The sequence below is a fragment of the Mycobacterium sp. Panama NTM2 genome (assembly GCF_054355555.1).
Map to the genome: position 1 here is coordinate 1,797,960 of NZ_CM135953.1, position 22,194 is coordinate 1,820,153.

At 68.6% G+C, this 22,194-nt stretch carries 20 protein-coding genes; 14 read left to right on the forward strand and 6 right to left on the reverse strand.

Annotated features, from left to right (window positions below; all coding sequences use genetic code 11):
• Positions 1-140: 140 nt before the first annotated feature.
• Positions 141-1,886 carry an aa3-type cytochrome oxidase subunit I gene (gene ctaD / locus ACXYX3_RS08515; protein WP_221355228.1) on the forward strand — a complete coding sequence of 582 codons (1,746 nt, stop codon included), beginning with the start codon at positions 141-143 and terminating at the stop codon, positions 1,884-1,886.
• 39 nt (positions 1,887-1,925) lie between these two features.
• Entirely contained in the window at positions 1,926-3,170 is a 1,245-nt protein-coding gene (gene serB / locus ACXYX3_RS08520) for a phosphoserine phosphatase SerB (RefSeq protein WP_458612012.1), read from the forward strand.
• An 18-nt stretch (positions 3,171-3,188) separates the two neighbouring features.
• Here the strand turns inward: serB and yczR are convergent, their stop codons facing one another.
• Positions 3,189-4,628: a MocR-like transcription factor YczR gene (gene yczR, locus ACXYX3_RS08525; RefSeq protein ID WP_458611393.1), complete on the reverse strand. Its 1,440-nt coding sequence runs from the start codon at positions 4,626-4,628 to the stop codon at positions 3,189-3,191.
• 62 nt (positions 4,629-4,690) lie between these two features.
• Here yczR and ACXYX3_RS08530 point away from each other — a divergent pair, with 62 nt between their 5' ends.
• The 9 genes from ACXYX3_RS08530 (at position 4,691) to ACXYX3_RS08570 (ending at position 12,470) form a co-directional block, all read left to right on the forward strand.
• A complete protein-coding gene (locus ACXYX3_RS08530; protein ID WP_458611395.1) occupies positions 4,691-4,843 on the forward strand; it encodes a hypothetical protein in 153 nt (50 codons plus the stop codon).
• Between the two features lie 5 nt (positions 4,844-4,848).
• Positions 4,849-5,628 carry a membrane protein YczE gene (gene yczE / locus ACXYX3_RS08535; RefSeq protein ID WP_458612013.1) on the forward strand — a complete coding sequence of 260 codons (780 nt, stop codon included), beginning with the start codon at positions 4,849-4,851 and terminating at the stop codon, positions 5,626-5,628.
• The gene (locus ACXYX3_RS08540; RefSeq protein WP_458612014.1) at positions 5,532-6,338 is read left to right on the forward strand and encodes an ABC transporter ATP-binding protein; all 807 of its coding nucleotides are present in this window, start codon (positions 5,532-5,534) and stop codon (positions 6,336-6,338) included. The genes yczE and ACXYX3_RS08540 overlap by 97 nt, the downstream gene beginning before the upstream one ends.
• The gene (locus tag ACXYX3_RS08545; protein ID WP_458611396.1) at positions 6,335-7,192 is read left to right on the forward strand and encodes an NUDIX hydrolase; all 858 of its coding nucleotides are present in this window, start codon (positions 6,335-6,337) and stop codon (positions 7,190-7,192) included. Before ACXYX3_RS08540 ends, ACXYX3_RS08545 begins: the two co-directional genes overlap by 4 nt.
• Positions 7,189-7,842 (forward strand): enoyl-CoA hydratase, encoded by a 654-nt coding sequence (locus tag ACXYX3_RS08550; protein WP_458611397.1) that lies wholly within the window; start codon positions 7,189-7,191, stop codon positions 7,840-7,842. The genes ACXYX3_RS08545 and ACXYX3_RS08550 overlap by 4 nt, the downstream gene beginning before the upstream one ends.
• Before the next feature lie 34 nt (positions 7,843-7,876).
• Complete coding sequence (locus tag ACXYX3_RS08555) at positions 7,877-8,899, forward strand: class I SAM-dependent methyltransferase (RefSeq protein WP_458611398.1); 1,023 nt, start codon at positions 7,877-7,879, stop codon at positions 8,897-8,899.
• Positions 8,845-10,062, forward strand: coding sequence for a THUMP-like domain-containing protein (locus tag ACXYX3_RS08560; protein WP_458612015.1), 1,218 nt, complete (start codon positions 8,845-8,847; stop codon positions 10,060-10,062). The genes ACXYX3_RS08555 and ACXYX3_RS08560 overlap by 55 nt, the downstream gene beginning before the upstream one ends.
• Before the next feature lie 88 nt (positions 10,063-10,150).
• The gene (locus ACXYX3_RS08565; RefSeq protein WP_458611399.1) at positions 10,151-10,840 is read left to right on the forward strand and encodes an esterase; all 690 of its coding nucleotides are present in this window, start codon (positions 10,151-10,153) and stop codon (positions 10,838-10,840) included.
• Between the two features lie 82 nt (positions 10,841-10,922).
• Complete coding sequence (locus ACXYX3_RS08570) at positions 10,923-12,470, forward strand: IS1182 family transposase (RefSeq protein WP_458611282.1); 1,548 nt, start codon at positions 10,923-10,925, stop codon at positions 12,468-12,470.
• A gap of 150 nt (positions 12,471-12,620) precedes the next feature.
• Here ACXYX3_RS08570 and ACXYX3_RS08575 read toward each other — a convergent pair whose 3' ends face one another.
• Entirely contained in the window at positions 12,621-14,171 is a 1,551-nt protein-coding gene (locus tag ACXYX3_RS08575; protein ID WP_458611400.1) for an alanine/glycine:cation symporter family protein, read from the reverse strand.
• Positions 14,172-14,275: 104 nt separating this feature from the next.
• Positions 14,276-15,562, reverse strand: coding sequence for an outer membrane protein assembly factor BamB family protein (locus tag ACXYX3_RS08580; RefSeq protein WP_458611401.1), 1,287 nt, complete (start codon positions 15,560-15,562; stop codon positions 14,276-14,278).
• A gap of 132 nt (positions 15,563-15,694) precedes the next feature.
• Between ACXYX3_RS08580 and ACXYX3_RS08585 the strand changes: the two genes are divergently transcribed.
• Positions 15,695-16,432: an acyltransferase gene (locus tag ACXYX3_RS08585; RefSeq protein ID WP_241204024.1), complete on the forward strand. Its 738-nt coding sequence runs from the start codon at positions 15,695-15,697 to the stop codon at positions 16,430-16,432.
• Here ACXYX3_RS08585 and ACXYX3_RS08590 read toward each other — a convergent pair.
• Genes ACXYX3_RS08590 through ACXYX3_RS08600 form a run of 3 tightly spaced genes read right to left on the reverse strand, consistent with a single transcriptional unit; the run spans position 16,429 to position 20,053 of the window.
• Entirely contained in the window at positions 16,429-17,667 is a 1,239-nt protein-coding gene (locus ACXYX3_RS08590) for a glycosyltransferase family 4 protein (RefSeq protein WP_458611402.1), read from the reverse strand. The genes ACXYX3_RS08585 and ACXYX3_RS08590 overlap by 4 nt on opposite strands.
• Before the next feature lie 2 nt (positions 17,668-17,669).
• A complete protein-coding gene (locus ACXYX3_RS08595) occupies positions 17,670-19,250 on the reverse strand; it encodes a 1,4-alpha-glucan branching protein domain-containing protein (RefSeq protein ID WP_458611403.1) in 1,581 nt (526 codons plus the stop codon).
• Complete coding sequence (locus ACXYX3_RS08600) at positions 19,247-20,053, reverse strand: class I SAM-dependent methyltransferase (RefSeq protein WP_458611404.1); 807 nt, start codon at positions 20,051-20,053, stop codon at positions 19,247-19,249. Before ACXYX3_RS08600 ends, ACXYX3_RS08595 begins: the two co-directional genes overlap by 4 nt.
• 191 nt (positions 20,054-20,244) lie before the next feature.
• Between ACXYX3_RS08600 and ACXYX3_RS08605 the strand changes: the two genes are divergently transcribed.
• A complete protein-coding gene (locus ACXYX3_RS08605) occupies positions 20,245-21,036 on the forward strand; it encodes an electron transfer flavoprotein subunit beta/FixA family protein (RefSeq protein WP_221355199.1) in 792 nt (263 codons plus the stop codon).
• A gap of 69 nt (positions 21,037-21,105) precedes the next feature.
• The gene (locus ACXYX3_RS08610; RefSeq protein ID WP_241204028.1) at positions 21,106-22,062 is read left to right on the forward strand and encodes an electron transfer flavoprotein subunit alpha/FixB family protein; all 957 of its coding nucleotides are present in this window, start codon (positions 21,106-21,108) and stop codon (positions 22,060-22,062) included.
• Positions 22,063-22,194 lie beyond the last annotated feature (132 nt).

A 22,194-nucleotide genomic window follows, 5' to 3' on the forward strand; every position in this document is an offset into this window, starting at 1 on the left:
TGCTGACGTGATTACGACAGTTTGTAGGACCACCCCGACTTCTGTCGGGTTCGGGGGTTAGGATTGCGGTCGAACTTCACCGGGAAAGCGTGTCGGCAAGCCTGTGCCGTCCCGGTGCGTCAGGAAGGTTGGAGGACCAATTGGTAGCCGAAGCGCCCCCAATCGGAGAACTCGAGGCACGGCGTCCTTTCCCGTCGCGTATCGGGCCCAAAGGCAACCTGATCTACAAGCTGGTCACGACCACCGATCACAAGCTGATCGGCATCATGTACTGCGTCGCGTGCTTCGCGTTCTTCCTCATCGGTGGGTTGATGGCGCTGTTCATCCGCACCGAGCTCGCGGTGCCGGGTCTGCAGTTCCTGTCCAACGAGCAGTACAACCAGCTGTTCACCATGCACGGCACGGTGATGCTCCTGTTCTACGCGACCCCCATCGTGTTCGGCTTCGCCAACCTGGTGCTGCCGCTGCAGATCGGCGCCCCTGACGTCGCGTTCCCGCGTCTGAACGCGTTCTCGTTCTGGCTGTTCCTCTTCGGCGCCATGATCGCGATCGCCGGGTTCATCACCCCGGGCGGCGCCGCGGACTTCGGCTGGACGGCGTATTCGCCGCTGACCGACTCGATCCACTCGCCCGGCGCGGGCGGCGACCTGTGGATCATGGGCCTGGCCGTCGGCGGTCTGGGCACCATCCTCGGTGCCGTCAACATGATCACCACCGTGGTGTGCATGCGCGCACCGGGTATGACGATGTTCCGGATGCCGATCTTCACCTGGAACATCCTGGTGACGTCGATCCTGGTGCTGCTGGCCTTCCCGCTGCTGACCGCGGCACTCTTCGGTCTCGCGGCCGACCGCCATCTCGGCGCCCACGTCTACGACCCCGCCAACGGCGGCGTCCTGCTGTGGCAACACCTGTTCTGGTTCTTCGGTCACCCCGAGGTGTACATCATCGCGCTGCCGTTCTTCGGCATCGTCAGCGAGATCTTCCCGGTGTTCTCGCGCAAGCCGATCTTCGGCTACACCACGCTGATCTACGCCACTCTGGGGATCGCGGCGTTGTCGGTGGCCGTCTGGGCGCACCACATGTACGCGACCGGCGCGGTGCTGCTGCCGTTCTTCTCGTTCATGACGTTCCTGATCGCCGTGCCCACGGGCATCAAGTTCTTCAACTGGATCGGCACGATGTGGAAGGGGCAGTTGACCTTCGAGACACCGATGCTGTTCTCGGTCGGATTCATCGTCACGTTCCTGCTGGGCGGACTGTCGGGTGTGCTGCTGGCCAGCCCGCCGCTGGACTTCCACGTCACCGACAGCTACTTCGTGATCGCGCACTTCCACTACGTGCTGTTCGGCACCATCGTGTTCGCGACCTACGCCGGCATCTACTTCTGGTTCCCGAAGATGACCGGCCGTCTGCTCGACGAGCGGCTGGGCAAGGTGCACTTCTGGCTGACATTCATCGGCTTCCACACCACGTTCCTGGTGCAGCACTGGCTGGGCGACGAGGGCATGCCGCGCCGGTACGCCGACTACCTGCCCAGCGACGGGTTCACCACACTGAACATCGTCTCGACCATCGGTGCGTTCATCCTGGGCCTGTCGACGCTGCCGTTCCTGTGGAACATCTTCAAGAGCTGGCGCTACGGCGAGCCGGTGATGGTCGACGACCCGTGGGGCTACGGCAACTCCTTGGAGTGGGCCACCAGCTGCCCGCCGCCGCGGCACAACTTCACCGAGCTGCCCCGCATCCGCTCCGAGCGGCCCGCGTTCGAGCTGCACTACCCGCACATGGTGGAGCGCATGCGGCGTGAAGCCCACGTCGGGCGTGCGCACGGTCCGGAGGACGGCGACGTGACGCGGCTCGACGATGCCGAAGTCCGCACCTGAGCGCACGCAGAGGCGAGTGGCACTCGGGGGTGAACGCGCATCGGTAGCGTAGCTGCGTCGCGCAATCGTGCGTCGCTGTTGATCACGGTGACCGGACGCGACCAGCCGGGTGTGACGTCGGCCCTGTTCGAGGTGCTGTCGCGGCACCGGGTCGAGCTCCTCAACGTCGAACAGGTCGTCATCCGCGGCCGGCTGACACTGGGCGTTCTGGTCGCCGCCACCGCCGAGGTGGCTGCCACAGCGCAGCTGCGCGACGAAGTCAGGGCAGCGATTCACGAGGTCGGGCTCGAGGTCACGATCGAGAGCAGTGATGGTCTGCCCGTGCTGCGGGAGCCCTCCACGCACACGATCGTGGTGCTCGGCCGACCGATCACCGCCCAGGCGTTCGGCGTGGTGGCCCGGGAGGCCGCCGCACTCGGCGTGAACATCGACTTCATTCGCGGCGTCTCCGACTACCCGGTGACCGGCCTGGAGTTGCGTGTGTCCGTGCCCGCCGGTCGCTACGCCGAACTGCAGGCGGTGCTGGCCCGGGTTGCCGTCGACGAGAGCGTCGACATCGCCGTCGAGGATTCCAGCCTCTCCCGGCGGGCCAAGCGGCTGATCGTCTTCGACGTGGACTCGACGTTGATCCAGGGCGAGGTGATCGAGATGCTGGCTGCGCGCGCCGGTGTCGAGGCGAAGGTCGCCGAGATCACCGAGGCCGCGATGCGTGGCGAACTGGACTTCGAGGAGTCGCTGCGCGAGCGGGTCGCGACGCTGGCCGGACTGCCCGCGGGCGTGGTCGACGAGGTCGCCGACCAGATCGAGCTCACCCCGGGAGCCCGCACCACGCTGCGCACCCTGCGCCGGCTCGGCTACCACTGCGGCGTCGTCTCCGGCGGTTTCCGGCAGGTCATCGAACCGCTCGCCGAGGACCTGATGCTCGATTTCGTCGCAGCCAACCACCTCGAGATCGTCGACGGCGTGCTGACCGGGCGCGTCACCGGCACGGTGGTCGACCGGCCGGGGAAGGCAAAAGCGTTACGGGACTTCGCCGCTGCGTTCGGGGTGCCGATGGAGCAGACGGTGGCGGTCGGGGACGGCGCCAACGACATAGACATGCTGACCGCCGCCGGTCTCGGGGTGGCGTTCAACGCCAAGCCGGCATTGCGCGAAGTGGCCGACGCCTCGCTGAGCCATCCTTACCTGGACACGGTGCTGTTCATCCTCGGCATCACCCGCGGCGAAATCGAGGCTGCGGATGCCCTCGACGGGGTGGTTCGTCGGGTCGAGATCCCGGACTGAGCCACCCGACCGGGGAGCTCACACGATGACGGCGGCCGGTTCGACCGGCGCCGAGCCCGTCACCGTGCGCCAGGCCCGCGCCAGCAGCGTGATCGACTCAACGAGCTGGTCGTCGGGCAACGTGTAGGGCACCCGGATGAACCGCTCGAGCGTGCCGTCGACACCGAAGCGAGGCCCGGGCGGAATCTCCAGTCCCATTCGCGACGCCGCCGCCGAGAGTGCCGAACTCATCGGTGCGGGCAGCCGCACCCACACCGACATTCCCCCCGTCCCGGGCGCCGGCCGCCAATCGGGCAGATGCTCGGCCAGCAGCTCGAGCAGCAGCGTGCGCCGCGCCCGCAGGATCTCCCGTCGCTCCGGCAGCACATCGTCCTCTGCAGCCAAAAGCCTTGCCGCAGCCAGCTGTTCGAACACCGGAGTGCCCATGTCGACTGCCGGCCGCAGCGCGGCGACCGTCGCCAACGTGGTGCGCTCCGCACGGATCCAGCCGATGCGCAGGCCTCCCCAGAACGACTTCGACATGGACCCGACGGTCAGCACCAGATCGCGGCCGGCCGTCAGCGACGCGGCAAACGGGGCCGGGACCTGCTCGTCGAGCCACATGTCGGTGATGGTCTCGTCGATGATCGTGCGAGTGCGGGTGTCGGCGATGATCTGCGCGAGGCGACGCCGGCCCGCAGGTGGCAGCGTCAGCCCGGTCGGGTTGTGGTTGTCGGGGATCAGGTAGGCCAGGCTCGGCACCAGTTGCCGGATCGCCGCGTCCACCGCGTCGAGCTCCCAGCCGGTGGATGTCATCGCGACCGGCACCGGCCGCACGCCGCGGGTCGCCATCGCCGCAAGGCCACCGTGGTAGGTCGGCTGTTCGACGAGCACGCGATCGTCGGGCTGGGTGTAGGTGGCCAGGATGAGCCCGATGGCGTGCAGGGCACCGGTGGTCACCATGATCTCGTCCGGTTCGGTCAGAAGCCCTCTGGCGCAGTACCTCTCGGCGATGGCTTCGCGCAGGGGCGGCACGCCGCGCAGTTCGATGCCGATGTCGCCCAGGTAGGGCGTGACCAGTTGGGTCGCTTCGGAGTACGCCTGCGAGACGACGGCGGCGGGAGCGGCGAGTGTCGCGGCGGCGAGGTTGGCGGTCGGGATGGTCAGCGAGGGCGGTGCCGGAGTCACCGGCAGTGCGGTCGTGCTGCGCGCGCCCTGCCGTGCGTTGAGGTAGCCGTCCTCGCGCAGCTGGGTGTAGGCCGCGGTCACCGTGGTCCGGGAGACGCGCAGGGCTTCGGCCAGCGCGCGCTCGCTGGGCAGCCGCGCCCCGATCGGGATGCGGCCGTCCACGATCAGTAGCCGGATGGCGTCGGCCAGGCCGTGGTAGGCCGGCCCGGTGCGACTGGATGTGCGCCAGTTACCCAGTTCACGGCACAAGAGGTCCACATTGAGCGATCTGGCAGTCATCGACGCAGTCATTGAGGCCAGTATTGCCCAACTGGCTATTGATAGGCAAGCCAGTCGGGTCAGATGATGGCGTCATGGCTCCCTGGATTTCTCGACTGGCCCTCCGGCTGGCTGATCTGTACTACTCACCGTCGATCGGCGGCGCGCTCGACGAGCGTGATGCCGACGCCCGCCGGCTGCGCACCGAACTGGATGCGATCCGCATGCACTTCCCCGATCACGCGTGACCGCGATCGGCCGGGGAGCGGTGCGGGGTGCCGTGCTGCTCGCCGGGCTCACCGGATACGGCACGTCGATGGCGATGATGGTGCGCGCCGGCCTCGGCCTGGACCCCTGGGACGTGTTCCACCAGGGGCTGGCGCTGCGGACCGGGATGACGATCGGTACCGCCTCGGCGGTGGTCGGGGTGGCCGTGCTGCTGGCGTGGATACCGCTGCGCAACCGGCCCGGCATCGGCACCGTCGCCAACGTGGTCGTCATCGCCGTGACCGTCGACGTCGCACTGTCGCTGATCGCGACGCCGCAGTCACTTCCGGCGCGCGCGGCGCTGATGGTCGCGGCAGTGGTGCTCAACGCGATGAGCACGGTCTTCTACATCGGCGCCGGCCTCGGGCCCGGCCCGCGGGACGGGTTGATGACCGGACTCGTCGTCGCCACCGGACGTTCGGTGCGTCTGGTCCGCACCACGATCGAGGTCACCGTGTTGACGCTCGGCTGGCTTCTCGGCGGCACCGTGGGCGTCGGGACAGTGGCCTACGCGTTCGGGATCGGGCCTCTGGTGCAGCTCTTCGTGCGTCTCGTCCCGCAGCGGCTCCTGGCCGTCAGCGGCTGGGCTCAGGTCCGGCCCGGCGGGCTGACTACGATGGGCGGGTGCCAGCCGACCCCGAAGATGAAGAACCAGCAGCCGATCAAGACCTGCTCATCGACTTCGCAGAGGTCACGTTGCGGCGCAACGGCCGACTGCTCGTCGGGCCCGTCACCTGGTCGGTGGAGCTCGACGAACGCTGGGTGATCGTCGGCCCGAACGGAGCGGGAAAGACGTCATTGCTGCGCATCGCCGCCGCGATGGAACACCCGTCGTCGGGCACCGCCCACATCCTGGGCGAGCGGCTCGGGCGGGTGGACATGTCGGAGCTGCGCGCCCGGATCGGGCTGAGTAGCGCCTCGCTCGCCCAGCGGGTCCCCGACGACGAGATCGTGCGGGACCTCGTGGTGTCGGCGGGCTACGCGGTGCTCGGCCGCTGGCGGGAGCGCTACGACGACGTCGACTACGCCCAGGCTCTCGACATGCTCGAAAGCGTCGGGGGAGAGCATCTGTCCGACCGCACCTACGGCACGCTGTCGGAAGGCGAGCGCAAACGGGTGCTGATCGCGCGCGCGTTGATGACCGACCCCGAGCTGCTGCTGCTCGACGAGCCCGCCGCCGGGCTGGACCTCGGCGGCCGCGAGGAGCTGGTGGCTCGATTGAGCGATCTCGCACTGGACCCGGACGCGCCCGCGATGGTGCTGGTCACCCACCACGTCGAGGAGATCCCACCCGGCTTCTCGCACTGCCTGATCCTGTCCGAGGGCGCGGTGGTCGCCGCCGGCCTGCTGACCGATGTGCTGACCGCTGAGAACCTGTCAGCCGCGTTCGGCCAGTCGATCGCGCTGGATCTGATCGACGGGCGCTATTTCGCGCGCCGCACGCGCAGCCGAGCCGCCCACAGGAGGCGTTCATGAGTTCGCAGTCCCGGTCCGACGATCCGCTGGTGCCGCGGCCCGCGGCGACCGTGATGCTGGTGCGCGATAGGGGCCAGGGGATCGCACAGGGAATCGAAGTCTTCCTGATGCGTCGCCACGCGGCGATGGAGTTCGTCGCCGGGGTGATGGTGTTCCCCGGCGGTGGAGTCGACGATCGCGACCGCAACGCCGACATCGCGTGGCACGGACCCGAGCCGAGCTGGTGGGCGCAGCGGTTCGGCGTCGACACCGAGCTCGCCGAAGCCCTGGTGTGCGCGGCCGCGCGGGAGACGTTCGAGGAGTCCGGGGTGTTGTTCGCGGGCTCGGCCGGCGATCCCGACCTGCTCGTCGACGACGCCTCGGTCTACCGCGAACAGCGGGCCGCGCTGGAGAGCAAGCAGTTGTCGTTCGGCGAGTTCCTCCGCGACGAGAAGCTCGTCCTGCGTTCGGATCTGCTCCGGCCGTGGGCCAACTGGGTGACGCCGAAGGAAGAGCGCACCCGCCGCTACGACACGTACTTCTTCGTCGGCGCGCTTCCTGAGGGGCAGCGTGCCGACGGGGACAACACCGAGACCGACACAGCAGACTGGGTGACTCCGCAGGCCGCGCTCGACGACTTCGCCGACGGCCGCAGCTTCCTGCTCCCGCCGACGTGGACACAGCTCGACGCGCTGGCCGGCCGAACCGTGGCCGAGGTGTTGGCCGTCGAGCGGCAGATCACCGCGGTGGAGCCGTCACTGACAGCGAAGCCGGGCGGCAACTGGGAGATCGAGTTCTTCAACAGCGACCGCTACAACGCCGCACGCAATCGGCGCGCCCCGCAGGGCCACAGCGACGCCACGCCGCAGCCGTGAGGGAGTTCATCAGCGTCCACACCGATGCAGACGAGCCCCGCCTCGCGACGCTGCTGCTGTCGCGTCCGCCGACCAACGCACTGACCCGCCAGGTCTACCGGGAGATCGCCGAGGCCGCTGTGGAGCTGGGGGAGCGCTCCGACCTCGCGGCGATCATCGTGTTCGGCGGCCACGAGATCTTCTCCGCCGGCGAGGACATGTCCGAGCTACAGACCCTGAACACACCGGAGGCCGCGTCGGCCGCCCGGCTGTGCCAGATCGCGGTCGAGGCGCTCGCTGCGGTCCCGCGCCCGACGATCGCCGCCGTCACCGGTTATGCCCTGGGGGCGGGCCTGAGCCTCGCGTTGGCCGCCGATTGGCGGATCAGCGGCGACAACGCGAAGTTCGGGGCGACGGAGATCCTGGCCGGGATGGTCCCGGCCGGCGACGGTGCGGCTCGCCTGGCGGCCGCAGTCGGTCCCAGCAAGGCCAAGGACCTGGTGATGACGGGGCGCTTCCTCGACGCGCGGGAAGCGCTCGAGATGGGCCTGGTCGACGAACTGGTGGCGCCGGACGGCGTGTACGACGCGGCCATGACCCGGGCGCGCCGCTTCCTCGACTACGCCCCTGACGTGCTGGCTGCGGCCAAGGCCGCCTTCGACCGGCCGTGACCGACCGCGTGCGCGGAGCGTTAGGCTGCCCGGCATGACGGAAACGAAGGAAACCGGCGCTCCCGCGGCGCCGACCTCTGGTGTCGCCGACCCCGCTCCGCAACCGCGCGCGACCAAAGAGCAGGTCGAAGCCGCGATGCACGACTCGAAACTGGCCCAGGTCCTCTACCACGACTGGGAGGCCGAGACCTACGACGAGAAGTGGTCGATCTCCTACGACCAGCGCTGCGTCGACTACGCGCGCGGCCGCTTCGACGCCGCGGTGCCCGACGACGTGCAGCGGCAGCTGCCGTATGACCGCGCACTCGAGCTGGGCTGCGGCACCGGGTTCTTCCTGCTCAACCTGATCCAGGCCGGGGTCGCCCGGCGCGGTTCGGTGACCGACTTGTCCCCGGGCATGGTGAAGGTGGCCACCCGCAACGGCCGGTCCCTCGGGCTCGACATCGACGGACGGGTCGCCGACGCCGAGGGGATTCCGTATCCGGACGACACGTTCGACCTCGTCGTCGGACATGCCGTGCTGCACCACATCCCCGACGTCGAGCTGTCCCTGCGGGAGGTCGTGCGGGTGCTCAAGCCGGGCGGCCGCTTCGTGTTCGCCGGCGAGCCGACCACGGTGGGCAACCGCTACGCCCGCGAACTGTCGACGCTGACGTGGCGGATCGCCACCAACGTCACGAAGCTCCCGATGCTGTCCGACTGGCGTCGCCCGCAGGCCGAGCTCGACGAATCGTCACGGGCCGCGGCTCTGGAGGCCGTCGTCGATCTGCACACGTTCGACCCGGGCGACCTCGAGCGGATGGCGGTCAACGCCGGTGCCGTCGACGTGCGCACGGCCAGTGAGGAATTCACCGCCGCGATGCTCGGGTGGCCCGTCCGGACCTTCGAGGCGGCCGTCCCGCCCGGTCGCCTCGGTTGGGGCTGGGCGAAATTCGCGTTCAACAGCTGGACGACGCTGTCGTGGGTGGACTCCAACCTCTGGCGGCGCGTCGTGCCGAAGGGCTGGTTCTACAACGTGATGGTGACGGGGGTCAAGCCGGGCGGCGCGTCGTCGTAGCGTTCGGCCTCGACGATGTGCGCTTCCTGCGCACCGAGACCGGCCGGCAGGCGCTCGCCGAGGTCGACCGGCTCGACCTGAGCGCCGCCACGCTCGTCGCCGACGTGGCAAGGGCGCGAACACAATTCGGTGAGCAGGCCGCGGTCCTGGTGGAGACGGTGCGGCTGCGGCGCAAGGCGGCGGCCAAGTTCGACGGCGCCGAGAAGTGGTTGTTCACCGATGAGGCGCTACAGCAGGCCACCGCGGGCGCAGTCGCTGCGCACCGGGCACAGCGCCTCGCCGGCACGGTGGTGCACGACGCCACCTGCTCGATCGGTTCCGAGTTGGTGGCCCTTGCGAATTCGGCCGCGTTCGTGATCGGGAGCGATCTGGATCCGGTGCGGCTGGCGATGGCGCGGCACAACGCCGGTCCCGATGTCGCGCTCTGTCTCGCCGATGTGCTGCATGCCGTGTCCAGCGATGCAGTGGTACTCGCCGATCCGGCGCGGCGTAGCGGATCAGCGCGCCGCTTCGACCCTCGCGCCTACCAGCCGCCGCTGGACGATCTGCTCGCGGCACTGGCAGGCCGCGACTACGCGGTGAAGTGCGCTCCCGGAATCGATTTCGTGGCGGTCGCGCAGATGGGTTTCACCGGCGAGATCGAGATCACCTCGCTCGCCGGCAGTGTGCGGGAGGCCTGCCTGTGGTCGTCCGGTCTGACCGACGCCGGGGTGCGCCGGCGCGCGACCATCCTCGACACGGGCGAGCAGATCGTCGACACCGACCCCGACGACTGCGGGGTCGCGCCGGCCGGTCGCTGGCTCGTCGACCCGGACGGGGCAGTCGTGCGCGCCGGCCTCGTGCGTCACTACGCGGCGCGGCACGGGCTCTGGCAGATCGACCCCGACATCGCGTACCTCTCCGGTGACCGGCTGCCCGACGGGGTACGCGGATTCGAGGTGCTCGAGCAGCTCGCCTTCAATGAACGTCACCTGCGCCAGCACCTTTCGGCGCGCGCAGTGGGGGTGGTCGAGATCCTGGTGCGCGGCGTCGACGTCGATCCCGACGCGCTGCGCAGGCGGCTGCGCCTGCGCGGGGCGCACCACGCGTCGGTCGTGATCACCCGCCTCGGTTCCGGGCCGGCAAGCCGGGCAACGGCATTCATATGTCGTCCGTCACGATGACCGCTCACGTACCCTGGCGGTGATCGCACCAGTTGTATACCGATGCGCCGACGCGACCGCGGCGCCGACGATGAGGATTCTGTTGACGATGCGCGTTACCGCCGCCGCCCTGCTGGCCGCCGCTGTGCTCGCCGGCGCGGCCGCGACCCCGGCCGCCGCTGCGGAGCCGGCGTGCGCCGACCTGGGCGGCACGATCAATGCGCAGCAGGTGTGCACCGTGCAGGTGAACAACCCCACCTACACCCTCGACTTCACGTTCCCGGCCGACTATCCCGATCAGCAGGCTCTCATCGGCTACCTGACACAGACCAGGGACGGATTCGTCAACGTCGCCGAGATGCCCGGCTCGTGGAACCTGCCGTACGTTCTCGACGCCAAGGGCACCGCGTATCGGAGCGGTCCCGATGACGGCGGCACCCGCAGCGTCGTGTTCGAGGTGTACGAGAACGTCGGCGGCGCTCACCCGCAGACCTGGTACAAATCGTTCAACTGGGACGTCGCCGAGAAGGCGCCGCTCACCTTCGAGTCGCTGTTCAAGCCCGGCACCCGGCCCCTGGACGTGATCTTCCCGATCGTGCAGTCGGAGATCTCCCGTCAACTGGGCGTCGATTCTCCGATCAGCGCATCCGACGGGCTCGATCCGGCCAAGTATTCGGAGTTCGCCCTGACCGACGACTCGATCATCTTCTTCTTCGGCCAGGGCGAGATCATGGCCGGTGCCGGGGGCGCGCTGCAGGCGACGGTGCCGCGCTCGGCGGTCGCCACGATGATGAGCTGAGCCTGCTCGACGCCTAGGAGCCTGCTGAATAAGTCCTGCGTGGTGGGCCGGTGTTGGTCGGGTTAGCGGGGACAATTGGTGGGTGCAGGGTCGTGCGGATGATCAGCGTGAGTTGTTGGATGCGGAGTCGGTCGCCGGTCATTTGTTGAAGTCCGACAGTGTGTTCGCGTTTCTGGCGGCTCATCGTGGCGAGTTGTTTCCCGAGGCGATGTTCGCCGATCTGTTTCCCTCGCGTCGGGGCCGCCCCAGCGTGCCGGCTGAGGTGATGGCCAGCGTGATCACGTTGCAGGCATTGCATGGTCTGTCCGATAACGAGACGGTGGACGCGGTGACCTTTGATCTGCGGTGGAAAGCCGCCTGCGGGCTGCCGATCACCGCACCGGCGTTTCACTCCACCACGTTGACCTATTGGCGGCGCCGTCTGGCGGCCTCGCAGTCACCGAACCGGATCTTCGAGGCGGTCAAGGCCGTCGTCGCCGAGACCGGGGTGCTGGCCAAGAAGACGCGCCGGGCCCTGGATTCCACGGTGCTCGATGACGCGGTCGCCACCCAGGACACCGTGACCCAGTTGATCGCCGCGATCCGACGGGTCCGCCGCGACGTACCCGGCGCCGCAGCGGTCGTCGAGTCGCAATGCACCGGTCATGATTATGACGATCCCGGGAAACCGTCGATTGCGTGGAACGACAGGGCTGCTCGCGACCTGCTGGTCGATGCCCTTGTTGGTGACGCGCACCGACTGCTGGGGCATCTGCCCGATCAGGAGTTGGGCCCCCGCGCTGCCGAGGCGGTCGCGTTGTTGGCGTTGATCGCCGGTCAGGACGTCGAACCGGTCGAGGGGTCTGACGGCACCGACGGGCGGTGGCGCATCGCGCAGAACGTCGCCCCCGATCGGGTGATCTCCACCGTCGATCCCGACGCCCGCCACGCCCACAAGACGGTGCACCGCCGCCAGGACGGCTTCAAAGCCCACATCGCGATCGAACCCGACACCGGGATCATCACCGACTGCGCGTTGACCAAGGCCAGTGGCTCCGATAACCACGAAGCCGTCGTCGGGCCCGCACTGCTCCACAATGAACCCATCCCGGTGCGAGTACTCGGCGACACCGCGTACAGCAGCGGTGCCACGCGGACCGCCTTGGCCGCGGCTGGACACGTCGCGGTGATCAAACCGATTCCGTTGCGCACCCCGGTGCCTGGTGGCTTCACCACCGATGACTTCACCGTCGACTTTGATCACCGCACAGTGACCTGCCCGGCCGGTCACACCCTGCCGATACCGCCCAGCGGCGGCGTAGGCTTCAAAAAGCATTGCCGCTCTTGTCCTTTGGCGTCACGATGCACTACCGCGACCGCGGGACGCAAACTCACCCTGAGTGCATATGAACCTCTTCAGCGCCACGCCCGCACCCAGGCGCGGCAGCCCGAGTGGCAAGCCGAATATCGTCGACACCGCCCTATGGTCGAACGCTCCATCGCCTGGGTAACCCGTCACAACCGCAAAGTCCGCTATCGCGGCGTCGCCAAGAACGATCACTGGCTGCACCACCGCAGCGCGGCACTGAATCTGCGCCGCCTGCTCGCTCTCGGCCTGACCCACACTGGCACGACCTGGGCTATCGCCTGATCCGATCAGGTCTTGCCAGCTACAACCTGCGGTGTCACGCTCGAAGCGGCGGGGTGACCCTCGAAATGTCGACCTCCGGGTCTGACTCAAACCAAGCGCCGAGCGCGCAGTGAGGCACCCCGCCCCAAACACCCCTAATTCAGCAGGCTCCTAGAAGGTCGCATCCGTTCGCTCGCCGCGAGCCTCGACGGGATCGTAGTTCTCCCAGAACGTGGCGCCGCTGATTCCGAGGCTCACCGGGTCGAACACCGGATCGAGGCCTTGCTTCTTCTGTTTCTCGTAGTCCCACAGCGCCTTGTAGGCCGGCTGCTGCAACACGATGATGCCGACGATGTTCAGCCATGCCATCAGCCCGACTCCGATGTCGCCGAGCACCCAGGCATCCGACGCGGTGGAGATCGCACCGATCGTGACCGACACGAGGATCAGCGCCTGTAGCAGCATCGTCGTGTTGGTGCCGACGGTGCCGCGGATGAAGGGCACCTCCCTCGGGGCGAACCTGCCGAGCACGAAGCGCAGATTGGTCTCGGCCATGTAGTAGTAGGCGATGATCGTGGTGATGCAGAAGAACGCCAGCGAGATCGCGATGAAGCTGGCGCCCGCCCCGCCCCACAGGGTGTCGAAACCGGCTTGAGCGAAAGCGGGCCCCACCTCCGCGTCGGCCGCCAGCACCGTGCCGCCCTCGCGTAGCACCGCACCGTCGGCGCTTTCCCCTTCGAACACCCGGTAGGCCCCGGTGGACAGGATCAAGAACCCGGTCGCCGAGCAGATGAACAGCGTGTCGATGTAGACGGCGAAGGCCTGCACGAGGCCCTGCTTGGCCGGATGGGACACCTCGGCGGCCGCAGCCGCGTGCGGCCCGGTGCCCTGGCCGGCCTCGTTGGAGTAGATGCCGCGCTTGACGCCCCACATCACCGCCGCGCCCAGAATGGCCCCGAATGCCGAGTCGATGCCGAAGGCGCTGGAGAAGATCAGGTTCAGCACACCGGGGATCTCACCGGCGTTGAGCAGCACGATGATCAGCGCCAACACGATGTAGACGACAGCCATGAACGGCACCACGATGGAGGCGAACGTGGCGATTCGCTTCACCCCGCCGATGATGACGAACGCCAGCACGATCACCGTTCCGACGGCGACCCACCACTTCGAGAACCCCCACGCCGAGTTCATCGCCGAGGCCATCGAATTGGACTGCACACTGGGCAGGAGAAGGCCCATCGCCAGGATCGTGACCGCAGCGAAGACGTAGCCGTAGACCTTCATGGCCGGCGCCGCGGCGGTGTGGGCGAAAGCGCGGCTGAAGTAGTAGGCCGGTCCGCCGCGATACTCGCCGCTGATCTTGTCGCGATCCTTATAGATCTGGCCGAGAGTGCATTCCACGTAGGACGTCGACGCGCCGAGGAAGGCGACCAACCACATCCAGAACATCGCCCCTGGCCCGCCGAACGCGATGGCGGTGGCGACGCCGGCGATGTTGCCGGTGCCCACGCGTCCGGCCAGGGAGATGGTCAGCGCCTGGAAACTCGACACTCCCGACGGCGACTTCTCGCCCTTGAGCATCAACCGCACCATCTCCGGTACCTGACGGACCTGGACGAAGCGGGATCGGATCGAGAAGTACACGCCGGCAGCCAGGCAGAGATAGACGAGAGCGTTGCTCCAGACGTATCCGTTGACGGTGCTCAGGAACTCCGACATGCCGCGCGCCTCCCCTGATCGTGATGTCGTCAGGCCCCATTCTGGGCCAGCGCCGGTTACCGCGCTGTGAAGTCGCTGTAAGAACTCTTAAAGGAATACCGGTGTCACGCCGGCGCGAAACCGTAGACCCGGCCGTCGCTGGTCGCGGTCACGACCCGGCGGTCGTGGCCCACTGACACCCCGACGGGCCACCCCGTGGCGCCCGGCAGGCGGTAGGAGTGCAGCGTGTGGCCGTCGCCGAGATCGAACACGATGAGCGCCATCCCGTCCGCGTCCGGGGTGACCGTGTATCCCACGCCGGCGACGCTGCTGGTGGTCAACGGAGCGGTGTCGTCACGACGCCACAGCTGCTCCGGCCCGTCGCCGGTGTCGCGGATGGCGGTCAATCTCGCACCCGGCCCTCCGCCGGCCAGGATCAACCCCTCGGGCGTCACCGAGGGTGGGGTCTGCGCGAGGTAGTCCAGCGGCTGCGACCATTTCACCGAACCGTCTTCGCCGTTGATCGCCCACAGCCGCTCGTCGCGGCCGTTGATGTAGACGGTGTTGCCGTCCGGTGAGAACACCGGGCTGCCCAGCGGACCGCCGCCGACGGCGTCGCTGGTCCATTCCCGGGTGATCAGCGGCGTCTGACCGGGCCGGTAGCGCAGCCCCACCAGTTCGGGCGCCTCGGCGCCGGGTTGCCACAGGGTCAGCACGATGGTGCCGGAGGACCCGGAGGACTCGGAATAGGCCGGTGCGGCCGCGACGGGACACTCCGGTCCGCCGAGCCGGCAGTCCTGCAGGCCACGTTCGGAGTCGCGGGGATCCAGGCCGGCCACCAGGTCCAGTGAGCTACCCGCGACCGTGCCCCGGTGCGCGTCGAACACCAGCACCTGACCGAGGTGGGTGATCACGAGCAGCCGGCCCGGATCGAGGAAGCGCATCGTGGTCGGCATGCCGATCACGGGTTGGCGCCAGCGGATCCACTGTGTCGGCGGGAACGACAGCACCGCGCCGGGCTGACCGACGTAGAGGTTGTCGAAGCCGTCGAAAAGAGGACTGGACAGGCCGCCGCCCTGCCAGAGGCGGGTGCACCACCGCTGGCGCGCCCGGTTGTCGGTCTCCCAGACCATCAGCGAACAGCCGCCGGCGGTCTGCGCGTTCACGGCGAGGTAGTCGCCCGAGCCGAGTGCGGCTTGCGCGGCGAGCTCGCCCTTGACCGATCGCACCCATTCCAGCCGCAGCGTGTCGGCACCCGCGCGAGCGACTGAACTCCGGTTGGCGGCGTCGGCGTACTGCGCGGCCCAGCCGGACGCGGCGCTTGCGTCGACCCAGGAATCGGTGTTTCCGCAACCTGCCGCCGCTGCGGCGACGAGCACGGCGCTGGCCAGCACGATGATTCGCCGGAGCACGGGTTCCCTTCTGGTCGCCGGTGGACATGATCGCCGGTGGACATGATCGCCGGTGGGCCTGGTTGCGGTGGACCGAGAGCCCCCGTGAGGGTAACCGCTTCGGGGTCCTCTCCTCGCGTAGGCTTTCCGGCCATGACGACGATGTGGGGCGCGCCGCTGCACAAGCGCTGGCGTGGATCGCGGCTGCGGGATCCTCGCCAGGCGAACTTCCTCACCGTGGCGTCGCTCAAATGGGTGCTCGCCAACCGCGCATACACGCCGTGGTATCTGGTCCGGTACTGGCGTCTGCTGAAGTTCAAGCTCGCCAACCCACACATCATCACCCGCGGAATGGTGTTCCTCGGCAAGGACGTCGAGATCCAGGCCACCCCCGAGTTGTCGCAGATGGAGATCGGCCGGTGGGTGCACATCGGTGACAAGAACACCATCCGCTGCCATGAGGGTTCGCTGCGGATCGGTGACAAGGTGGTGCTCGGACGCGACAACGTGATCAACACCTACCTCGACATCGAGCTCGGGGATTCGGTGCTGATGGCCGATTGGTGCTACATCTGCGATTTCGACCACCGGATGGACAGCATCGAGTTGCCGATCAAGGACCAGGGCATCATCAAGGGTCCGGTGCGCATCGGCCCGGACACGTGGGTCGGGGTCAAGGTCAGCGTGCTGCGCAACACCACGATCGGGCGCGGGTGCGTGCTCGGCTCGCATGCGGTGGTCCGCGGCGACATCCCGGATTTCTCGATCGCGGTGGGAGCGCCGGCCAAGGTGGTCAAGAACCGCAAGACGTCCTGGGAGACGTCCGCTGCCCAGCGTGCTGAGCTGGCGGCTGCGCTGGCGGACATCGAACGGAAGAAGGCCGCCCGCTAGCCCTCCAGGTGTCGCTCGGGCAGCGCCAGTTCGGCGACCGGTCGGCGCGGTTGCGGACGGCGTTCGCCGCGTTTGGCGCCGAGATACACCTGTGCGGTCTCGGCGGCGACGGTCGCCCACGCGAAGTCGGAGGTGAGTCGCTCACGCGCGGCGGTCGCATGGCGCTGAGCGGCGTCGGGATCGTCGAGGACTGTGCGCACGGCGGCCGCCAGCGCGGCGACGTCGCCCGGCGGGAACGTCTGGCCCGTGGTGCCGTGGCCGACCGCCTCCCCGAGCCCGCCCGCCGTGGAGACCACCAGGGGCGCACCGGCCGCGGCAGCCTCCAACGCGACGATGCCGAACGGCTCGTAGCGCGACGGCAGCAGCGCGATGTCGGCGCGGTGAAGCAGCGCCAGGAGTTGTTCGTGGTCGACGAGGCCGACGAAGTCGACGGCCTTGAGCACGCGGTGTCTGCGGGCCTGCTCGGTCAGGAACACCAGCTGGGTGCCGTCCCCGGCGATGGTCAGCGTGGTGCCAGGATGGGTGCGCCGGATGCGGGGCAGGGCGGCTATCGCGTCGTGTACGCCCTTCTCGTATTCGAGCCGGCCGAAGTAGAGCAACTCGGCGGCGCCGGTACGTGGCCGGCGGGCGGCGAAAGGCCAACCGGCGGTGTCGATTCCGTTGCGAATCACGGTGATCTCGCACAGGCCGGGACCGAACAGCGCGGTGATCTCCTCACGCATCGACTCCGAACACGTGATGAGCGAGTCGGATTCACCCACCAGCCAGGATTCCAGTGCATGCACCTGCCGGCTGACCGCACCGCTGACCCAGCCCGAGTGTCGGCCCGCCTCGGTGGCGTGGATCGTGGACACCAACGGCACGTCGAAGTGCTGGGCCAGCGCGACGGCGGGATGGGCGACCAACCAGTCGTGACCGTGGACGACGTCGGGTCGCCAGTCGCCGAGGGTGAGGCCGGCGCGCACCATCGCATGGCCCATCGCCAGGGTCCACGCCATCATGTCGGTGGCGAAGGCGAATTCGTGGGGATCCTCGGCGGCGGCGATCACGCGCACGCCGTCGCTGACCTCGTCGGTGGTCGGATGGGTGGCCGGATCGGTGCCGGTGGGCCTGCGGCTGAGTACGACGACGTCGTGGCCGGCGGCGACGAGTTCGGTCGCCAGGTGGTGGACGTGACGGCCCAGGCCACCGATGACGACCGGCGGGTACTCCCACGACACCAGAAGGATTCTCATCGTCACGGGCTCGGGAGTCGGCGCGCGTCCAGCGCGCCGAACAGGCCGTCGGCGCGGTTCCAGCCGGCGGCGAGCCGCTGCGCGTGCTCGGTGCGACCCGCGGCCAGGGCGTCGGCGATCTCGCGGGTGGCGTGGGCGTGCAGGTGCGCTCGGTAGCGCGCGTAGTCGGCCGCCGAGTCCTTGCTGACCATGAACGGCCAGTCGCTGGACACCGTCAGCAGTGTCTCCCGCAGGATCTGGTCGGCGACGAACATGCGCGGGCCCGGCGCACCGCGCGCTGCCGAATGTGCCAGCGCCTTGTCCACAGTGGTCAGTGCGGTGTCGACGACCTCGGTGTTCAATCGCACCAGATCGGCCACCTGCTCACCCGACCACACCTGCCAATCCTTGCCCGAACCCCAAGAGCTGGGCGGCAATTCGACCGGCTGGCCGACATACCCGGCGGCCAGTGCGTCGGCCAGGGTGCCGACCTGGATGCCCGCAGCCGGCAGCGCGCGCAGCACCTGCTCGAGCCACTGCGGGCCCTCGTACCACCAGTGCCCGAACAGCTCGGTGTCGAACGCCGCGATGACGTGGGCGGGCCGCCCGATGCGCGCGCTCTCGCTGATCAGCCGCTCCCGCACTGTCGCGACGAAATCGGCGACGTGGACGTCGACGGCGGCAGCGGCGCGTGCCGGGTCGTAGGGGGCCTTCTCCTCCGAGGGCACGTTGCGTCCCGTGACCCGTGCGGGTTTGAGCCCGGTGGCGTGGTCGTAGGTGTGGAAGTCGCGATAGGCGGCGTGACCCGGGTAACCCGAGCGCGGCGACCACACGCGGTAACTCACGGTCAGGTCGCGGCCGAACGCCACGACCGGAGAATCGGCGACCGGTCGCCCCAGCGCCGTGTCCCCGTGCAGTGACGGGCCGTCGACCATGAAGTGGCCGACTCCGGCTGCGGCGTAGTCGTTTTCCATGCCGGGGGCGTAGGCGCATTCGGGCGCCCAGATGCCTGCCGGCCGGTGTGCGAAGCGTTGGTCCGCATCGGCGAGGCCCTCGCGCAGAGCGAAGTCCCGCAGCCGCGGGGTGAGCAGCGGCTGGAACGGGTGGGCCAACGGGCCGCCCAGCAGTTCGATGACGTCGCCGTCGATCAACTCGCGCAGCACCGGGCTGCCGCCGTGTCGCCACAGGGTCTCGAACTCGGCGAGCTCCCGGTCCGCCTCGGCGAGCTCGCGGGACCCGAAGCGCCGCAATGCTTCTGGCGCAGAAGCGGGAGACGGCCCGGTCGGGGTGCGCATCGTCGCGGCCTCGCGAGCCCGCAGCCGCCAGTTGGCCACCCAGTGGTGCATGCCCTGCAGGCAGTACGGATCGTCGAGCTGCGCGGCGACGACGGGGGTGACGCCGAGGGTCAGAAGGTGGCTCCGATTCTCGGCGGCCAGGGTGCGCAGCACCCGCACCAGTGGCAGATAGGCCGCCGACCACGACTGGTAGAGCCACTCTTCACCGACCGGCCAACGGCCGTGATGCGCCAGCCACGGCAGGTGGGTGTGGAGGACGAAGGTGAACAGTCCGGGCACCGGCTCGGCCGAGGGCCGCCCCGAGGTCACGGCCGTACCGCGATCGCGACCAGATCGAGGCTCTCATCGATGTCTCGATCGGTGTCGCGGTCGATGTCGAAGTCCTCGATCGTGATCGAGGCGATGTCGGCGAGCAGGTCTGCCGGCCACGGCGCATCGGACAGTGCCCGAGTGATCTGCGCATCGATGATCGACCCGCCGTGGCGTGCGTCCAGTTCGCGCAGCCGAGCACCGTGGTGCACGCCGTAGAGACCGTCCACCCGCAGACCCGCGCCGGTGAGCAGTTCCGTCAGCTCCGTGGCGTCGAGCTCGCGCGTGTGGAACGGATTGACCGGGGTGTCGCGGCCGGGGGAGAAGGTGATCCTGTTCGGCGTCGACATCAGCAGCATGCCGCCCGGCCGGAGAACCCGGCGGCATTCGGCGACGAACTGGCCCTGGTCCCACAAATGTTCGATCACCTGGAAGTTGACCACGATGTCGACGGACTCGTCGGGCAGTGGCAGCTCGGCCAGGTTGCCGTGGCGCATGTCGACGCGGGGGTAGCGGGCCCGCACGTGGGCGACGGCGTACTCGTCGTAATCCAGGCCGATGACCCGGCGCGCGACGCCGGCGATCAGATCGGCGCCGTAGCCTTCGCCACACCCGGCCTCCAGCACCTCGGCATCGGCGAAGCGGTCGGCCAGCCTGTCGACCAGATCGCGGTAGACGATCTCATGACGGCGGAACCAGTAGTTCTCCTCGGCAACGTCGGGCACGGTTCGCTCGCCGGTCAGGGCCATGGGCGCCTCGGCCGGCGGCTCACCCACCTCGGAGGTGGTCACATGTGTGCTCATCGGAAGGCAGGCTAACCCGTAACCGGGCGATGACGAATAGTTCGTCGCACCCGGGCGGGCGAGACCGCACACTTCGACCAGCTATGGTGTTTTTGCGAACCGCCTTAAGTTACCCGCTGGTAACATGGGGGTGAGAGCTCCAAACGTGATAAGGCGGGCCGGTCACCGGCCCCTTCGAGAAGGACGAACTCATGACGAACATCGTGGTTCTGATCAAGCAGGTCCCCGACACCTGGTCCGAGCGCAAGCTGTCCGAGGGTGACTGGACCCTCGACCGCGAAGCCGCCGACGCCGTGCTCGACGAGATCAACGAGCGCGCCGTCGAGGAGGCGCTGTTGATCAAGGAGCGCGAAGGCGGCGACAGCACGGTGACGGTGCTCACCGCCGGCCCCGAGCGCGCCACCGAGGCGATCCGCAAGGCGCTGTCCATGGGTGCCGACAAGGCGGTGCACCTCGTCGACGAGGGCCTGCACGGTTCGGACATGGTGCAGACCGGGTGGGCACTGGCCCGCGCGCTGGGCACCATCGAGGGCACCGAGCTGGTCATCGCGGGTAACGAGGCCACCGACGGAACCGGCGGCGCCGTGCCGGCGATCATCGCCGAGTACCTCGGCCTGCCGCAGCTGACGCACGTGCGCAAGCTCACCGTCGAGGGCGGCAAGGTCACCGGTGAGCGCGAGACCGATGACGGCGTGTTCACCCTCGAGGCGACCCTGCCCGCCGTGGTCAGCGTCAACGAGAAGATCAACGAGCCCCGCTTCCCGTCCTTCAAGGGCATCATGGCCGCCAAGAAGAAGGAAGTGACCAAGCTGACACTCGCCGAGATCGGCGTCGAGTCCGACGAGGTCGGGGTCGCCAACGCCGGGTCCAAGGTGCGGTCGTCGACGCCGAAGCCGCCCAAGACCGCGGGCGAGAAGGTCACCGACGAAGGCGAAGGCGGCACCAAGATCGCCGAGTACCTGGTCGCTCAAAAGATCGTCTAAGCAGATCGACTAGTAGACCCCGAACACTTCCCCCTTCCATCACCGAAAGACTCAGAGGCAACGAATCTCATGGCTGAAGTACTGGTGCTCGTCGAGCACGCTGAAGGTGCGCTGAAGAAGGTCACCTCCGAACTGATCACTGCCGCCCGCACCTTGGGCGAGCCCTCCGCGGTCGTGGTGGGCAAGCCCGGCACCGCCGACGGGCTCGTCGACGGGCTCAAAGCGGCCGGCGCCGCGAAGATCTATGTCGCCGAATCGGACGACGCCGAGAACTACCTGATCACCCCGTACGTCGACGTGCTCGCCTCGCTGGCCGAGTCCGCATCGCCGGCTGCGGTCATCCTCGCCTCCAGCGCGGACGGCAAGGAGATCGCCGGGCGCCTGGCCGCGCGCATCGGCGCGGGCATCCTCAACGACGTCGTGGAGGTGCGTGAGGGCGGCGTCGGTATCCACTCGATTTTCGGCGGCGCATACACCGTGGAGGCCGAGGCCGTCGGCGACACCCCGGTGATCACCGTTCGTCCGGGCTCGATCGAGGCCGCGCCGTCCGACGGCGCCGGTGAGGTCGTCAGCGTCGAGGTCCCCGCACCCGCGGAGAACGCGACCAAGATCACCAAGCGCGAGCCCGCTGTCGCGGGTGACCGCCCGGAGCTCACCGAGGCGACCGTCGTCGTCTCCGGCGGCCGTGGTGTCGGCAGCGCGGAGAACTTCAACGTCGTCGAAGAGCTCGCCGACTCGCTCGGCGGTGCCGTCGGTGCCTCCCGTGCGGCGGTCGACAGCGGCTACTACCCGGGCCAGTTCCAGGTGGGCCAGACCGGCAAGACCGTGTCGCCGCAGCTCTACATCGCGCTCGGTATCTCCGGAGCCATCCAGCACCGCGCCGGCATGCAGACGTCGAAGACGATCGTCGCGGTGAACAAGGACGAAGAGGCGCCGATCTTCGAGATCGCCGATCTCGGCATCGTCGGTGACCTGTTCAAGGTCACCCCGCAGCTGACCGAGGCCATCAAGGCCCGCAAGGGCTGATCGCCGCGAGGTACACCGAACGGCCCCCGCCATCCGGCGGGGGCCGTTCGCTGTCTCGGGGACGTGCACCCGAACCGTCACCCACCGCTCATGAACACGTCACGCATCGCTTGCCATCGCGCTGATCGCCTG

Bases quoted from the DNA above. Each gene is read 5' to 3' on its own strand.
- ACXYX3_RS08565 (WP_458611399.1), top strand. From the start codon at position 10,151: ATGCGCGTTACCGCCGCCGCCCTGCTGGCCGCCGCTGTGCTCGCCGGC.
- ACXYX3_RS08605 (WP_221355199.1), top strand. From the start codon at position 20,245: ATGACGAACATCGTGGTTCTGATCAAGCAGGTCCCCGACACCTGGTCC.
- ACXYX3_RS08585 (WP_241204024.1), top strand. From the start codon at position 15,695: ATGACGACGATGTGGGGCGCGCCGCTGCACAAGCGCTGGCGTGGATCG.
- yczR (WP_458611393.1), bottom strand. From the start codon at position 4,628: ATGACTGCGTCGATGACTGCCAGATCGCTCAATGTGGACCTCTTGTGC.
- ACXYX3_RS08600 (WP_458611404.1), bottom strand. From the start codon at position 20,053: ATGAGCACACATGTGACCACCTCCGAGGTGGGTGAGCCGCCGGCCGAG.
- ACXYX3_RS08575 (WP_458611400.1), bottom strand. From the start codon at position 14,171: ATGTCGGAGTTCCTGAGCACCGTCAACGGATACGTCTGGAGCAACGCT.
- ACXYX3_RS08590 (WP_458611402.1), bottom strand. From the start codon at position 17,667: ATGAGAATCCTTCTGGTGTCGTGGGAGTACCCGCCGGTCGTCATCGGT.
- ACXYX3_RS08610 (WP_241204028.1), top strand. From the start codon at position 21,106: ATGGCTGAAGTACTGGTGCTCGTCGAGCACGCTGAAGGTGCGCTGAAG.
- ACXYX3_RS08545 (WP_458611396.1), top strand. From the start codon at position 6,335: ATGAGTTCGCAGTCCCGGTCCGACGATCCGCTGGTGCCGCGGCCCGCG.
- ACXYX3_RS08555 (WP_458611398.1), top strand. From the start codon at position 7,877: ATGACGGAAACGAAGGAAACCGGCGCTCCCGCGGCGCCGACCTCTGGT.
- ACXYX3_RS08530 (WP_458611395.1), top strand. From the start codon at position 4,691: ATGGCTCCCTGGATTTCTCGACTGGCCCTCCGGCTGGCTGATCTGTAC.